Origin of the sequence: Nitratiruptor sp. YY08-10 (assembly GCF_016629565.1) — a bacterium.
Classification (GTDB): Bacteria; Campylobacterota; Campylobacteria; order Campylobacterales; family Nitratiruptoraceae; genus Nitratiruptor.
Window position 1 is genome coordinate 1,666,444 of sequence record NZ_AP023057.1, and the last position, 13,921, is coordinate 1,680,364.

Genomic DNA, 13,921 nt, shown 5'->3' on the forward strand with positions numbered 1-13,921 from the left:
AACAATGCGATGGCATTATGAAGATATAGACTATTCCAAGGTAAATTCCAAAGAAGTACGAGAATATGACTTTCTCTTTTTTCTCATCACTAGTGCCTCTTTCATCGAAATCACTTCGGATGTGTACGAAAAAAATCTTGCCATCTTTTATGCAGACAACAAGAAAGTTGTCGATTGGCTTGAGAATGTGTGGGAGCCAGAAGAGCTGCAACATGGACGTGCATTGCGAAAATATGTTCAATCTGCCTGGCCCGACTTTGACTGGGACGCTGCATATGAGCGGTTTAAGAATGAATATCTGCCGCTATGTACCTTAGATGAGTTTCAACCCACAAAAGCAAAAGAGATGCTGGCAAGAATGGTGGTAGAAACAGGGACAAGCACCTTTTATAAAGCGATTGAAAGATTTTCCAAAGATCTTGACGCACCGGTTTTGGGAGAAATTGCTCACAATATTTCCAAAGATGAGGTCTATCACTATGATGTTTTCTATGATACATACAAAGAGTACAATAAAACAGAAAAACTAGGCCGTGACGAGGTCATCAAAGTCGAATACGACAGACTCAAAATGGTCGATGGAGAAGATGGAAGAATCGCGTTCAAAGCAATCTATGAAAGTACGCACGATACACCATTTCGTGATGAAATCTATGAGCAGCATAAAAAAAATGTGGCCAAATTTGCCAAAAAGTACTATCCATACAATATGGCGATAAAAATGCTTTTGCAACCGCTCAATCTCAATAAAACCGTCGAAAAGGTGACCGTTCCTATGGTCAGAGGAGCTTTGAAAATTTTAGGAATTTAGATGCTTTTGCACCTTTTTGCCTATCCCGCCCATCTTCTGCTTGCACATGGATACTTGGCACTTTTTATCTGGAGTATTCTGGAAGGCGAGATAGGACTTATGCTAGCAGGCTGGCTAGCTTCGATGCATCAACTGTTTTCCTACGAAAAAGTAGTTCTTGTAGCCATCTGCGGAGCATTTCTTGGAGACCTCTTTACCTTTAGTTTCGGCAGGCTCTTTGAAAAAAAAGCCCTTAGTTATCTGAATGCCCATCCTAATAAAAAAAAGATGGTGGATCGTTGGATCAAAAATTGGGGAGCGGCAGTTATTGTTTTTGAAAGATTTATCTATGGCACCCATATCCCCGTTCTTTTATCCTTTGGCATGAGTGGCTATCCCTTCTTGAAATTTATTTTCTTTGATATTATAGGCATTATTTTATGGGCTTTTACTTTTGTATCTATCGGCTATTTTTTTGGGCAAAGCGCCATTAATATCATTTTGCTTATCCAGAAAAATATACTGGTCGTTCTCTTTTTTATTCTTCTTTTCCTTTTTATTCTCCGTACCCAAAAAGGCGAAACATGAAACAGCTGATTCTCCTATGCATGATGACGCTGTTTCTTTTTGGAGCCGATATCAATAGCACTTTGGTTCATGCCGATGCCAAAACATATGAGTCACTCTTGGCTACACTGAAAAAATCGCAAATTCATAATGACGAAACAGCTTTACAAAAAGCTCTTTTATACAAGATTATCAATATAACCAAATATCCTCCAAAACCACCCTCTTTCGATATACGAGTGCAAAATCAAGAAGATTTTGAGCAACTGGTGCAAAAAACAATACAGTTTATCAATGAATCTTTTGAAAAAAAGAGCACATTGCAGCATCTTCAGCAAAAACAGCAAACTTTAAAAGAGGAAATTTTGGGTGAAAACAATAACTCAAAACTTTTTACACTACAACTGCAATATACATTTTATACAAAAGCGCTTCGTACTTTAAAAGAAGAACTCAACAAAAGAGAAACAATTTTTGGAAAACAGATTACTCCTCTTCTTCTTCGTAGCATACAAACAATCTCTTTTGATCAAAACAAACTGCAAAAAAGAGTTTCTCAAATAGAGCAGGATTTAGATTCCGTTCAGAAAAAGATTGAGGCAAAAGAGGTAGAAAAAGAACGTCTGGAACTTCTTGGCAGAAAAGATAGAGTTAAAAATATAGAACAGTCCCTGGCGCTTTTGCAAAAAGAGAAAAGAAAGCTTTTGGAAAAAAAATTAATCACCCTTTTTGACCTCTACACAATCGCCCTACAAAAAAAAGAGACCAAAACCGTTTTTAACTTGCAGAAAAAAATTCTCGATCTCGCGAAAATTCTCAATGACCCTCACACAGTAAAGCGCCTAAAAACTCTTTTGACAAAACTTAATGTACAAATCTTGGGAAAAGGTGAAACCATCAAAGGAGCCACTCTTCAACATATCAAAGAGGCGGCTAACCTTCTATGGGATAAACTCAACAGCCCCCTTTTTATGATCAATCAGACGCCTATAAGCACTTTGAAGCTTTTTATCACTCTGCTTATCCTCATTTTTGGGTATCTCCTTGGTGTTTTGTATAAAAAAAGTATTCAAAAACTGGCACAAAACTCTCATTCTATCACACCATCTACCAAAACACTCCTGAGCAATATCGGTTACTATACAATAGTCATTGTCGCCTTTGTTATTACACTCAATGTATTAGGCATCGATCTTTCCTCCATCGCTTTAATTGCCGGAGCCCTTTCGGTGGGTATCGGTTTTGGATTGCAAAATATCGTATCCAATTTTGTCTCCGGACTTATTTTTGATGTTTGAAAGAAGCATCAAAATTGGCGATTTTGTAGAAATAGATGAGAATCTTCGGGGAAGAATTTCCGATATCCGTATGCGCTCGACCACAATAACGACAAATGACAATATCGATGTAATCGTTCCGAACCAGGACCTCATCCAAAACAGAGTCATTAACTGGACGATGAACGATGATATTCGCCGATTTCGTATCCCTTTTGGAGTCGCTTATGGAACGGATGCCAAAAAGGTGATTCAAGTGATCAAAGATGCGGTCAAAAACAGTGGATTTGGAGATATTTACGAAGATTCCAAAAGGAAAACAAGAGTGATTATGACAAGTATGGGCGACAGTAGCGTCAATTTTGAGCTCCTTGTCTGGATCAAGGGGAAAGAGGCTCTCTATCCAAGACGGACGACCTCACGATTTTTGATCCTTATCTATGAAACGCTCAACAGACATGGTATCGAAATCCCTTTTCCACAACGTGACTTGCATATAAAATCAATTGATGCAACCATTCCTGTAACAACCCGTAAAGCAAACTAAACAAGAGGATCTGGTTTATGAAAATAGTATCCTTGAGAATAATCTATTCCCAATTCTTTTACAAGCTCAAAAATTTCCTCATTCTCAACAAACTCTGCAACTGTCTTAATCCCTAAATCTTTTGCAAGACTGACGATATGCTTTACAATAGTATAGTTCACTTCATTTGAAAGATTCTTGATCAAACTTCCATCAATTTTAATATAATCAGCGCCCAACTTCAAAACATAATCGAAATTTGCATACCCGCTTCCAAAATCATCAATCGCAATTTTCACTCCATATCGTTTCGCTTCTTGAAGAAAACTTTTTATGATACTCTCAGTTTCGATATATTCCGTTTCTAATATTTCGATCGTAATATATTCGCCATATTTTTTTAGATGTTTCAATAGATATATCCGAATTTTCTCATTTTCTATATCTTGAAAAGAGATATTGATGGAGATATTTGTTTTATTGTGTTGTAAATAGGAAAATATGTATTCATACATCTGTTTTACTAGTTCAAAATAAAGACCGCTCGTTTTTGCAATATCCATGAAATAATATGGTGTTATTATGGTCCCATCATTATCTATTCGTGCCAATATTTCACAATAGACTCTTTGCTGCGTTTTGTTATCTATGACATATTGCTTAAATGCACGAACCTTTTTATTTTTAATCAATTGTTTCAATGTAATATATTTTTGTTTGAAATTTTCGTGCTGTTTTTCTATTTGATTCGGATCATATATCGCCACGGGATTGTTGAGTGTTGCTATTTTGACAGCAAAATAGGCCTTTTGCAATGCATTTTCAACATTTGCATCAATAATGGCACAGTGAATATGGATATCTATATCTACCCCATCCACATTTAGACTGATAGCATCAAAATACTCGACTAAATTTGTACTAAACTCTTTTGCTTCTTCTAATGAACCATTAAAAAGCGTAAAAAATTGATCTGTCACAGCATGAAAAATAGGTACATTAAACCGCTTCAACTCTTCAGAAAACTTTTTTAAGAGTTTATCGCCAAATTCTATACCAAAAAGTTCATTGAATAGCCTAAAATGATATATATCTATATAGATGAAATTCTGATATGTAAACTTGCTTTTATAAAGAAAAAAATAACTAAGATTGGGTAAATTGGTAATTCTATCGAAGAGGAGGATACTCTCTTTCTCCTGCCTTTGCAAAAAGGCGTGATACGCAAAGGCAATATCACCACCCAATTCTTCTAAAATTTGTACCTCTTCTTGCAAAAAAGAACCATCTTTTTCAATATACAAATTTCCATATACTTCTTGAAAAGCAGACAATTGGACACATAACGCTTTTGTCACATCAATATTCCTATCTCCAATGCCATATTGTCCAATGACTATATAAACCTTTTGAAAATAGATGTACTCTTTAAAATATTGAATACACTCTTGCAAAAACATTTCAAAATTTTCTTCCCGGACCATTGTCTCATTTATCTTTGAAACCAACTCCATTAATGTTCGTAAATACTTCTCTTTTTGATATGCCTCTTGAATTTTTTTATTCAGACTTTTGATTTTTTCAATTTTTTCATAGATAGTATGTTCAATTTCATTAAGCTCGACAAAATGCAAATTGTCTATCTTCTCAGGTTGTTTCGTCCACAAATATAACTGCAAAACTTTTGTATAAAAATAGTAAAATCCAAACCCCAAAATTAAAAAAACCATTAAAATAAGACCTATCAATACAAAAAGCTGTTTTTGCATAGCTTGGACAACAACTTGTTTTACAAAATCTGTTCGAAAAACAACAAATAATTTCATATTTTGATTTTGTTGCTTTTTTTCGTCAAACATCGTTAATGGCATTTCTACCTTCACCCACTGGCTATTTTGAAAAATGTTGACATGCATTTGATCCAATGGAACTGATTGTAAAGACAAAAATTTCTGTGTATTACCGCTACTCTTAAACACAATATGACCATTTAAATCAAGTATATAAATCGCTTCGATATGCTGTGAACTGTTTTTAATGCGATCCAAATAGGTAGAAATTTTTGCTCTATCCATCAAAGGATCTTCTAAAAAGATTTTAATTTCCAGCAATTTATCTTTTATATCATTGTAATAATGTTTATAAAGAGATTTTTGAATTGTATTTGCATAAATCACTATGGAAGAAGCAGTAAGAAAAAAGCCTCCAATCAAGATAAGAAGTGCAAAATGCTTAAAACGTAGTTTTTTCATAACAGTAAACTCTTTGTATCAAAACCTTGGCGCTGAATATATTCAACCAGTTCTCGTGATGGATGCAAAATCCATTTAACCTCTTTAAGAGAAGCCAAAAAATCCTGATACGTAACACCATCATCCATATATGGTTTAACAACTTTATAAAATTTTCTTGGATTTTTTTTCAAAACAGAAACTGCCCTTTCAAATTGTCGGAAAATAAACTCAGTATATTTTTTATCAAGATTGGAAAAAAAGAGATCAATTATTTTTACAGTGTGTAAAGTTTTTGATGAAGCAACCTCTATAAATCCCTTTTTTTTTAAAATAGTTGCATACGGTTCATAAGTAACTACCAGTGAAGGACGATTAAACTTCTCCTTTATAAAACCATCTTGCACACCATCTATCAGTTCAAGATGTAAAGTGAGGTTATGCTCTCTCACGAAAGCTTCCAGAAGAGCCTGATTCACACTGGATACTTCAAGATATGCATCAATATCATGAAGCTTGTACAACTGCTGTAACGGTACATTTGAAAGTATCTTGTCTGCACCGTATGAGATATCTACAAAAAAACAGGGTTTATACATATTTTTCAACTCTTTTTGGGAAAGTAACTCAAACTGTGTAGCAAAAAAACCATCACAAAGATTACTTTTACACAAAACCACACTCTCGCTTAAAGAATTCGTCCACTTAAGACGAATGTTCATCGGTTCCAGCCAGCCCTCTTCATATGCATAAGCAATAGGTAGATAACCGATCCAACTATTTGCTGAAATAACAGTTTCTTTTTCCGGTTTTGTCGTACATCCGCCCATAAAACCGAAAAAAAGAACTATAAATATAATACTTACGTATCTCATAATTAAATTTTATCAAAAACTTTTTCAATTTTACTTATATTTTAACAACGAAACATTACAATAGATAGTAAAATGTTTGAATTTGTAAAGGTAATATATGAAAAAGATCTACAATATCGCAATTATAGGAGCTGGTCCGGCAGGTATTGGAACAGCAATAGAGAGTTTTATCTTTGGTATCAAAAATATTTTATTGATCGAAAAGGCCGAAAACCACTCAGCCACCATTAGAACATTCTATAAAGACAACAAAAGAGTGGACAAAGACTGGATGGGGCAAAAGGTGGAGTGCGAAGGACGAATTATCTTTATGGATGGGACCAAAGAGACCACTCTTGATCTTTTTGATAAACTTCTTGATAAACACAAAATCGAGACACAATTCAATACCGAAGTAGAAAAAGTGGAAAAAAAGGAAGATATATTCATTATATCGACTACAAACAACGATACATTTCAAGCAAAGAATGTGGTTATTGCCATCGGAAAAATGGGTAAACCAAACAAACCATCCTACAAAATCCCACCAAGTATCCGACAGTTCATCAACTTCAATCTGGATAAATGCCAAAAGGGTGAGAAGATTTTAGTGGTTGGCGGTGGAAACTCTGCAGCAGAATATGCCTATTTTTTAGCCGATACGAATGATGTCACCCTCAATTACCGACGAGAAAAGTTCACAAGACTCAATCCCGAAAATGAGCGAATCATCACTGAATATGCGAACAAAGGCAAATTGAAACTCAAACTTGGTGTTGATATAACAGCCCTTGAGAGCGAACACGGCAAACCAAAGGTCAATTTTACCGATGGATCCAGTGAAGTGTATGATCGTATCATCTATGCCATAGGTGGCACGACACCAACGGAATTTTTGAAAAAATGTGGAATTGAAGTGGTAGACAATAGAGTCGAAGTGGATGAAAACTATGAGACTAAAACGCCGGGACTCTTTGCAGCCGGGGATATTGTCACACCAACAGGAGGGTCCATCGCCATCGCACTCAATCACGGCTACCATATAGCCAAACATATCAAAGAGCGATTAGGAGAGTGATCACTCTCCCATAAACCGCTTTTTCCTTCTTTGCACATCATCAAGATAGGAGTGAAAATACTCACTGTTTTGATAGCCAAGAATCGGTCTGATGATCTCTTTGCCATCTGGCGTGAGGAAAAAGATCGTAGGAGTATATCTTGAACGTATCCACGAAGGAAAATTTTTCTCCTCTTTAAAAACTCTGACCGCTACGATATTTCGCATTCGGTGTATAATCGAGGGATCTTCAAAAGTAGTTTCGAGCATCTTCTTGCACCAGGAGCAGTTGTGGCTCTCATAAAAGACCATAATGGGAAGATCTCTTTTTTTTGCTACTTTTTGTGCCGTTTTGAAATCTTTTTGCCAAAGAATCCCGGCAAACAGCATCAAAGGCACCACTAAACTTACAAAAACTCTCATCACCATTCCTATCCGCAATTCAGACCATCACAGCTACGCACAACACCCATATCTCTGGCATTGTTTTTTAAAAAACGCTTCAGATATTTCGCGCGCCTTATAAAATAGTTCGAATCGATATACTTCATCGCTTTTGGATTATCTTTATGCACCTTGCGAAGTCTCTTTGCATTCTCTGCAAACATCTGTGTCCATTCGTCACTATAGAGCATAGCTGCACCTTTAAAAGCCGGTCCATGACAATGAACACACAATTTTTTGTAGGCATTCAACCCTTTTGCACCATATCCAAAAACAAAAATTGGTACAAAAAACACCATAAAACGTATCATCTAAGCCTCCTCTCCCAGGCCAAATACATTGGACAAAGTATTGATATAGTTAAAATAGCCTGTAATCGCTACGGCTTCCAAAATCTCCTTATCACTCCAACCAAGACTTTTAAGATACTCAATATCTTCTTTTGTGATTTTGTAGTTGTCTTTTTTGCTTGCTCGAATACAAAATCGAAGCAGCTCTTTTGTCCTCTCTTCCGCTTCTATTGCATCAACTCCTTGTAAAATCGATTCAATCTCTTTTTCATCAAGACCCAGCATTCTGGCAATATTTTTATGTACATCCACACACATCTTGCAGCTGTTTTCTTTCGATATCAAAAGTGCGATAGCCTCTTTGATAAAATAGGGAAGATGTGTCTGTTTTAAAAGATAGTTTTGCACCATCATATCCGTTGCATTGTAGATATTCTCATCTATTGCCAAAAGTTTGAAAATCTCTCCAAGTTTTCCGGTTTTTTCCAAAATAGGACGAGCTTTTTCTTGAATTGCAGGACTCATCTGTTCAAATTCCGGCAAGTTTATATGCGCCATCTACACTCCTTTACATTTTTTTAATGCTTGTACAGCTTTTTCAGTAAGATAGGGCATTAAAGCTTTGGAAACCTCCTTGGAAACCTCTAAAGCCATTGTTTGAGAAATCTTGTCTCCAAATATCTGTAAAAAAAGGATCCAAAAGTTGCTGTATAGCGCAACCGTATTCGCTATATGTCGTTTCATCTCTTCTGTCAGTGTAACCATACACTCTTTTTTGATAAGATGATCTATAAGATGGACAAGCTTTTCATACTGCACTTTTGTATCGTGCTCCACCTCCTGTTGCAAAAGAGGATCTTTTTGCATCAAAATAACCAACTCCTTTTTTAAAAAGCGGTATCGCCACCAAATAGCTGCGACATATTCGCAATACTCCATCATTTCACATAGAGTCTCAGGCAAAGCTTGATTCTCAAATCCCACCTCCTCTCGCATCTTCTGATACAAAAGACGGATAATCTCCTCTTTATTTCGGAAATGATAATAAAGATTTCCCGGACTGATACCAGCCGCTTTGGCAATATGATTTGTCGTCACATCTTTTGTTCCGAACCGATTGAAAAGCTCCAGTGCCACTGATAAAATTTTCTCTTTTGTTTCCAAACCCCACCTTTAGAGTAATTACTCTAATCACATTGTAGAACAAATTGATATGCTTTGTCAAATAGAAGAAAAAATTATAGATAGCTTACTCTGTTTTTACCGTTTCTTTTCGAGAAGTAGAGGGCTTCATCCGCTCGTTCCAATAAAGTAGGAAGTGTATCGCCGTCTCTTTTGTTTGTCATGCCTATACTCACGCTCAATGGATATCCGAAACGTTGACTCAATGCCTCAAATTCGAAGCGGATACGTTCTGCTTTTTCCTTTGCCATCTCTTCATCCAGATCAAAATAGACAACAACAAATTCTTCTCCACCAAATCGACCGACAATATCGGATTTTCTTGAATTTTTTATGAGGATCTGCGCAAAAGCTTTTAAAACTTCATCTCCAAAAAGATGCCCTTTTGTATCATTGATTTTTTTAAAATTATCAATATCAATCAGCAAAAGAGAAATATTTTTCTTATTGAGGTGTGTTTGCAGTAGATTTAAAAGACTTTTTTTATTCAAGAGTCCTGTCAAACCATCTTTTTGCACTTCACTTTGCAACTCACTCTTTTCTCGTTCCAACTCCTGGGTTGTTTTCTCTACAAGATTGATCAATGCATTGATAGCTCGAATAGTACTATTGTCATCGACATACTCTTTATTGTACAAGTCAAGATCTTGTATACTTTCTTCCCGTTCCGAAGCAGCGATTAAAGTGAGGCTTTCATTGAGCAGTTCATGCCCATCCTTCATAGTGACGAACTCTCCGTACGTAAAAAATCCAATATTTGGCGATACTCTTTTAAAAGGTATGATTTCTTCATGGACTAGATCACCCAAATAACGTTTCCTTGCAACACACGAAAATATAAAAAGAGATTCGAACCGTTTTTGGAACATCTCATTATGGAACAGTTTTCCGGCAGTATCCAAAATCAACAGTGTATTTCCAAATCCAAACCGAACACAAGAGCCTTCCGGGACATTCCCTGCAAAAACAAGTGTTCCATCTTCATTCATTGCAAGGGCAGCTCTTGCAATATATTTCCCGTCCTTTTCTACCATCAAAGGAAATTCAATGGCGCTGTCCGGAAGATTCTTTGCTATCTCCTTTCCAAGATATCGCTCATAAATTTCATAAATCGGTTCTCCATCAAGCTCGTATACAATATTTCCTGTCGATTTTGTTACAACGAAACTACGACCTATCGGTTTCCATCCAGTCGTATAGTAGTTGAATACCTGAAGCTCCTTCGAATCGAAGGCTACTGCTACCGCACCGTTTTCTATCACTCTGTTTTTACAAAACACATAAGTATTTTGAAGCTGACCGTAATCCCCAGCCAGTCCACCACCTATCACGACCTTTGTCTCATTTCCAAAACCTTTTACCAGCTCTTCTCCATTGGTTCTCATCCCGTCGGCCAAAAGCAAAATGAATTTTGTATCAGAAGTGACTAAGCGCTTTTTGAAGTACATACCACCTTCATAATGGGGATTATCTGAGGAGAATTGGTCATATGTCACAATGTCCGATTTTATAAACGTATGTTCCATATTGGTAAAAGAGAGTGCCACATTCTTCTCATAAATCTTTGAATCGACTATTTCTCCTGCAGTGGTAGAACCCACGATCGTTGCATCAGGTAAAAGCGAAACAAGAAGATCAAGGAGATTTTGCATAAACACTTTGTGTACGATACCTGAATAGACTTGTACCAAAAGCCGATTGCTGTTTTTGATTCCTTTTTCTTTGATAAATGATCGCAACTGTTTTTCATCGTGAAAAACAGTATTGAAAGACTTCATCGGCGCTCCCCATTATGGCAATTCCTACACCAATTATAAAGAGAGGATTCTTTGAAAAAACTGAATTATCAATAAATAATTTTTATCAACTCAAAATTCATTAAAAATTTATAGTTATAATTGTGTGAAACTGTTATGAAATTTATTCAAGAAGGCCAATATAGCATGGATATCATTATCGCCGGAGCCGGTAGGGTCGGATTCAAACTGGCTCAAACACTCTCTGTCAAACACAATATCATCATCATAGACAAAAACAAAGATGCACTCTCACGCCTTACCGAATCGATCGATGTTATGCCGATATATGGCAATATTGAAGATCCGGATACCTTTAAAGCGTTAACGGAAAGGCCCTACGATATTTTTATCGCCGTAACGGATAACGATGAAGCCAATATCATCTCTACTTTGATTGCCGATGATGTGATTGATGTGAAAAAAAAGATCATCCGTCTTCGAAATCCCTTTTTCGCAAAAAGCTCAATTGCACATAAGATCGGTATTTATGAAGCGGTTTTCCCTTTCATCGCCGCAGCAAGATCTATCAAACTGCTTCTTGATTTTCCAAAAGCGAACAATGTAAAAAACTTCATCTTTACACCCCAGACTCTCGTATCTGTTTTGGTTGAAGGAAGTGACATCCATTCAATAAAAGAGATCGAGTCACAAGATATCGTCGTAGTAGGAATCGAGAGAGACAAAAAATTTTATATCCCTACGGATAATGAAGTAATTCAACAAAAGGATCTGCTCTATCTTTTTGGGCAAAAAGAGGAGATCAAGAGGTTGTGTGACAGACTCAACCGGAATGCTCCAAAACAGATTCGAAAAATCGCCATTTTTGGAGCCGAACTTCTTGGACTTGAGATTGCAAAAGCGTTTTTGGAGCAAAAAGTAGAACTCAAGATCATCGAAAAAGATCCCGAACTTTGCAAAAGAGCTTCAGAGATTTTACAAAACAGAGCAACGATCATCAATAGCCGTTATGTAGAACATACGATCTTTGAAGAGGAAAATGTCAAAAACGCCGATATGGTCATCTCCACTAGCAACGACGATGAAGACAATATCATACGGTGTTTGGAAGCAAAAGAGTATGGCGTGAAAAAGACAGTGGCCGTGAACAACGATATGGAGTTTTACTCTTTGATGCACAAACTCGGTATCGTAGCCGTCCGTGGTCCCAAAATGAGTGCATACTACTCCATCTTGGAAAAGATAGCTTCGAGTGCAGTCATCACAGAGCGGCATTATTGTGGCGGTCGAGGAACGATATTCATGCGAAAAATCTTTCCAAATTCTCCTCTTATCGACAAAAAAATCAAACCACTCTTGCAAGAAGATATCATCTCTTTCATCATCCGAAATGGTAAAATTCAGCCCTTGCAACAAAAAACAGCACTCAAAGCCCTAGATGTCATTGTCGTATTTTCCAAATCTTACTTAGAAGAGAGGGTCAAAAAGTGGATCTACGCTCTATAAAAAATATTGCAAAATTTCTATCCACAATAGGACTTGTTCTCTCTCTGTTTCTTGCCATTCCGTCACTTACAGGTATCATTTACCATGAATCTATCAAACCCTATCTTATATTTAATCTCATCTTTTTTCTGTTTCATTATCTGCTCTTTTCCCTTCTTTGGAAACATCCGGCACAAATGAGTATCAAAGAGGGAATCTTTGCTGTCAATCTTGTCTGGATACTACTTGGTATCGGTGGCGGTATCGGCTTATATCTCACCTCCAATGTCACATTCGCTAAGGCTTTTTTCGAAGCGATCAGTGGTTTTACCACGACAGGAGCAACAATTTACAGTGATATCGAATCCCTTTCTCACACCACTTTGATGCTTCGAAGTCTCTACCACTGGCTTGGCGGAATGGGAATCATTGTTTTGGGTGTCGGCCTTTTGACCATCATCAATCCCACCGGTTCATTGACACTTTTTAAAGCCGAGTCGACCGGTGTAACACTGGAAAAACTGACACCAAAAATCAAAGATACGGCAAAAAGACTCTGGGCTGTCTACATCGCTTTGACACTGCTCGATACTCTTTTACTCTACGCTGGGGGTATGAATCTTTTCGATGCCATCAATCACGCATTTTCCACCATCTCGACAGGAGGGTTCTCTACAAAAAACGCGAGTCTCGGATACTGGGAAAACAACGCATTCATTTTGTGGGTTACAACATTTTTTATGTTTGTAAGCGGTATCAACTTCATCGCCCATTTAAAAGCATTTTCAAAAGATTTCAGTGGATACAGAAGCGAAGAGGTCTTATGGTATACAGCTATTTTTTTGATCCTCTCTTTTGCATTGAGCTTTGTTCATATCTTTATAGGACATGACACAACGTTTCATGCATTTACCCACTCTTTTTTCACCATCTCTTCCATTATCACTACCACTGGATTTGCATCCACCGACTATGGGCAATGGTCAGCAGCTGCTATCGCCATCATTTTTATTCCGATGTTCATCGGCGCCAATGCCGGCAGTACCGCTGGGGGTGTCAAAGTCATCCGCTATGTGGTACTACTGAAAAATCTTGGAGCCCAAATCAAACAAATTCTTCATCCAAATGCAGTTATAGGTGTCTACATTGATCAAAAACGTATCGGCAGCAAGGTCCTTGGAAGCGTCAGCGGTTTTTTCTTTATCTATTTTTTAACAACATTACTGCTTTCTTTTTATCTCTATGCAAAAGGATATGATTATCTCACTGCAATGAGCGCTGCAATAGCGGTCATTGGCAATATCGGTCCCGGTTTTGGACATGTGGGACCGGCAGATAACTTTACCATTTTCAGTGAATTTGATAAAGTGGTTTTGGCAATTTTCATGATCATAGGAAGGTTAGAGTTTTATACATTTATCATCCTCTTCTCCCGTGAGTTTTGGAAAAAATTTTAAAGGA

14 protein-coding genes are annotated in these 13,921 nt (G+C 37.0%); 7 read left to right on the top strand and 7 right to left on the bottom strand.

Features of this window, described 5'->3' with window-relative positions:
* Positions 1 to 4: 4 nt before the first annotated feature.
* Genes JG735_RS08890 through JG735_RS09875 form a run of 4 tightly spaced genes read left to right on the top strand, consistent with a single transcriptional unit; the run spans position 5 to position 3,181 of the window.
* A complete protein-coding gene (locus JG735_RS08890; RefSeq protein WP_201334714.1) occupies positions 5 to 811 on the top strand; it encodes a ferritin-like domain-containing protein in 807 nt (268 codons plus the stop codon).
* Complete coding sequence (locus JG735_RS08895) at positions 812 to 1,378, top strand: DedA family protein (RefSeq protein ID WP_201334715.1); 567 nt, start codon at positions 812 to 814, stop codon at positions 1,376 to 1,378.
* Positions 1,375 to 2,655 carry a mechanosensitive ion channel family protein gene (locus JG735_RS09870; RefSeq protein WP_201334716.1) on the top strand — a complete coding sequence of 427 codons (1,281 nt, stop codon included), beginning with the start codon at positions 1,375 to 1,377 and terminating at the stop codon, positions 2,653 to 2,655. The genes JG735_RS08895 and JG735_RS09870 overlap by 4 nt, the downstream gene beginning before the upstream one ends.
* Positions 2,648 to 3,181, top strand: a complete 534-nt coding sequence (locus JG735_RS09875) for a mechanosensitive ion channel family protein (RefSeq protein ID WP_201334717.1) — start codon at positions 2,648 to 2,650, stop codon at positions 3,179 to 3,181. The genes JG735_RS09870 and JG735_RS09875 overlap by 8 nt, the downstream gene beginning before the upstream one ends.
* Here JG735_RS09875 and JG735_RS08910 read toward each other — a convergent pair.
* Positions 3,178 to 5,412: an EAL domain-containing protein gene (locus tag JG735_RS08910; protein ID WP_201334718.1), complete on the bottom strand. Its 2,235-nt coding sequence runs from the start codon at positions 5,410 to 5,412 to the stop codon at positions 3,178 to 3,180. The two genes, JG735_RS09875 and JG735_RS08910, sit on opposite strands and share 4 nt — an antisense overlap.
* Entirely contained in the window at positions 5,409 to 6,266 is an 858-nt protein-coding gene (locus JG735_RS08915) for a hypothetical protein (RefSeq protein WP_201334719.1), read from the bottom strand. The genes JG735_RS08910 and JG735_RS08915 overlap by 4 nt, the downstream gene beginning before the upstream one ends.
* 97 nt (positions 6,267 to 6,363) lie before the next feature.
* Between JG735_RS08915 and JG735_RS08920 the strand changes: the two genes are divergently transcribed.
* A complete protein-coding gene (locus JG735_RS08920; RefSeq protein ID WP_201334720.1) occupies positions 6,364 to 7,323 on the top strand; it encodes an NAD(P)-binding domain-containing protein in 960 nt (319 codons plus the stop codon).
* On the opposite strand, the gene JG735_RS08925 is transcribed toward JG735_RS08920, so the two are convergent.
* The 5 genes from JG735_RS08925 to JG735_RS08945 form a co-directional block, all read right to left on the bottom strand.
* Entirely contained in the window at positions 7,324 to 7,725 is a 402-nt protein-coding gene (locus JG735_RS08925) for a thioredoxin fold domain-containing protein (protein ID WP_201334721.1), read from the bottom strand. It lies immediately after the preceding gene.
* A gap of 8 nt (positions 7,726 to 7,733) precedes the next feature.
* Positions 7,734 to 8,057, bottom strand: a complete 324-nt coding sequence (locus tag JG735_RS08930) for a hypothetical protein (protein ID WP_201334722.1) — start codon at positions 8,055 to 8,057, stop codon at positions 7,734 to 7,736.
* Entirely contained in the window at positions 8,058 to 8,594 is a 537-nt protein-coding gene (locus JG735_RS08935; protein ID WP_201334723.1) for a carboxymuconolactone decarboxylase family protein, read from the bottom strand.
* Positions 8,595 to 9,200 carry a TetR/AcrR family transcriptional regulator gene (locus tag JG735_RS08940; RefSeq protein ID WP_201334724.1) on the bottom strand — a complete coding sequence of 202 codons (606 nt, stop codon included), beginning with the start codon at positions 9,198 to 9,200 and terminating at the stop codon, positions 8,595 to 8,597.
* 74 nt (positions 9,201 to 9,274) lie between these two features.
* Entirely contained in the window at positions 9,275 to 10,996 is a 1,722-nt protein-coding gene (locus JG735_RS08945) for an FIST N-terminal domain-containing protein (protein WP_201334725.1), read from the bottom strand.
* A gap of 165 nt (positions 10,997 to 11,161) precedes the next feature.
* On the opposite strand from JG735_RS08945, the gene JG735_RS08950 reads away from it, so the two are divergent.
* Together JG735_RS08950 and JG735_RS08955 are read left to right on the top strand one after the other, a co-directional pair.
* On the top strand, positions 11,162 to 12,481 hold the full coding sequence (locus JG735_RS08950) for an NAD-binding protein (RefSeq protein ID WP_201334726.1): 1,320 nt from the start codon (positions 11,162 to 11,164) through the stop codon (positions 12,479 to 12,481).
* Entirely contained in the window at positions 12,463 to 13,917 is a 1,455-nt protein-coding gene (locus JG735_RS08955) for a TrkH family potassium uptake protein (protein ID WP_201334727.1), read from the top strand. Before JG735_RS08950 ends, JG735_RS08955 begins: the two co-directional genes overlap by 19 nt.
* Positions 13,918 to 13,921: the final 4 nt, after the last annotated feature.

Bases quoted from the DNA above. Each gene is read 5' to 3' on its own strand.
- JG735_RS08920 (WP_201334720.1), top strand. From the start codon at position 6,364: ATGAAAAAGATCTACAATATCGCAATTATAGGAGCTGGTCCGGCAGGT.
- JG735_RS08895 (WP_201334715.1), top strand. From the start codon at position 812: ATGCTTTTGCACCTTTTTGCCTATCCCGCCCATCTTCTGCTTGCACAT.
- JG735_RS08945 (WP_201334725.1), bottom strand. From the start codon at position 10,996: ATGAAGTCTTTCAATACTGTTTTTCACGATGAAAAACAGTTGCGATCA.
- JG735_RS08890 (WP_201334714.1), top strand. From the start codon at position 5: ATGCGATGGCATTATGAAGATATAGACTATTCCAAGGTAAATTCCAAA.
- JG735_RS08930 (WP_201334722.1), bottom strand. From the start codon at position 8,057: ATGATACGTTTTATGGTGTTTTTTGTACCAATTTTTGTTTTTGGATAT.
- JG735_RS08950 (WP_201334726.1), top strand. From the start codon at position 11,162: ATGGATATCATTATCGCCGGAGCCGGTAGGGTCGGATTCAAACTGGCT.
- JG735_RS09875 (WP_201334717.1), top strand. From the start codon at position 2,648: ATGTTTGAAAGAAGCATCAAAATTGGCGATTTTGTAGAAATAGATGAG.
- JG735_RS08925 (WP_201334721.1), bottom strand. From the start codon at position 7,725: ATGAGAGTTTTTGTAAGTTTAGTGGTGCCTTTGATGCTGTTTGCCGGG.
- JG735_RS08910 (WP_201334718.1), bottom strand. From the start codon at position 5,412: ATGAAAAAACTACGTTTTAAGCATTTTGCACTTCTTATCTTGATTGGA.
- JG735_RS09870 (WP_201334716.1), top strand. From the start codon at position 1,375: ATGAAACAGCTGATTCTCCTATGCATGATGACGCTGTTTCTTTTTGGA.
- JG735_RS08915 (WP_201334719.1), bottom strand. From the start codon at position 6,266: ATGAGATACGTAAGTATTATATTTATAGTTCTTTTTTTCGGTTTTATG.
- JG735_RS08935 (WP_201334723.1), bottom strand. From the start codon at position 8,594: ATGGCGCATATAAACTTGCCGGAATTTGAACAGATGAGTCCTGCAATT.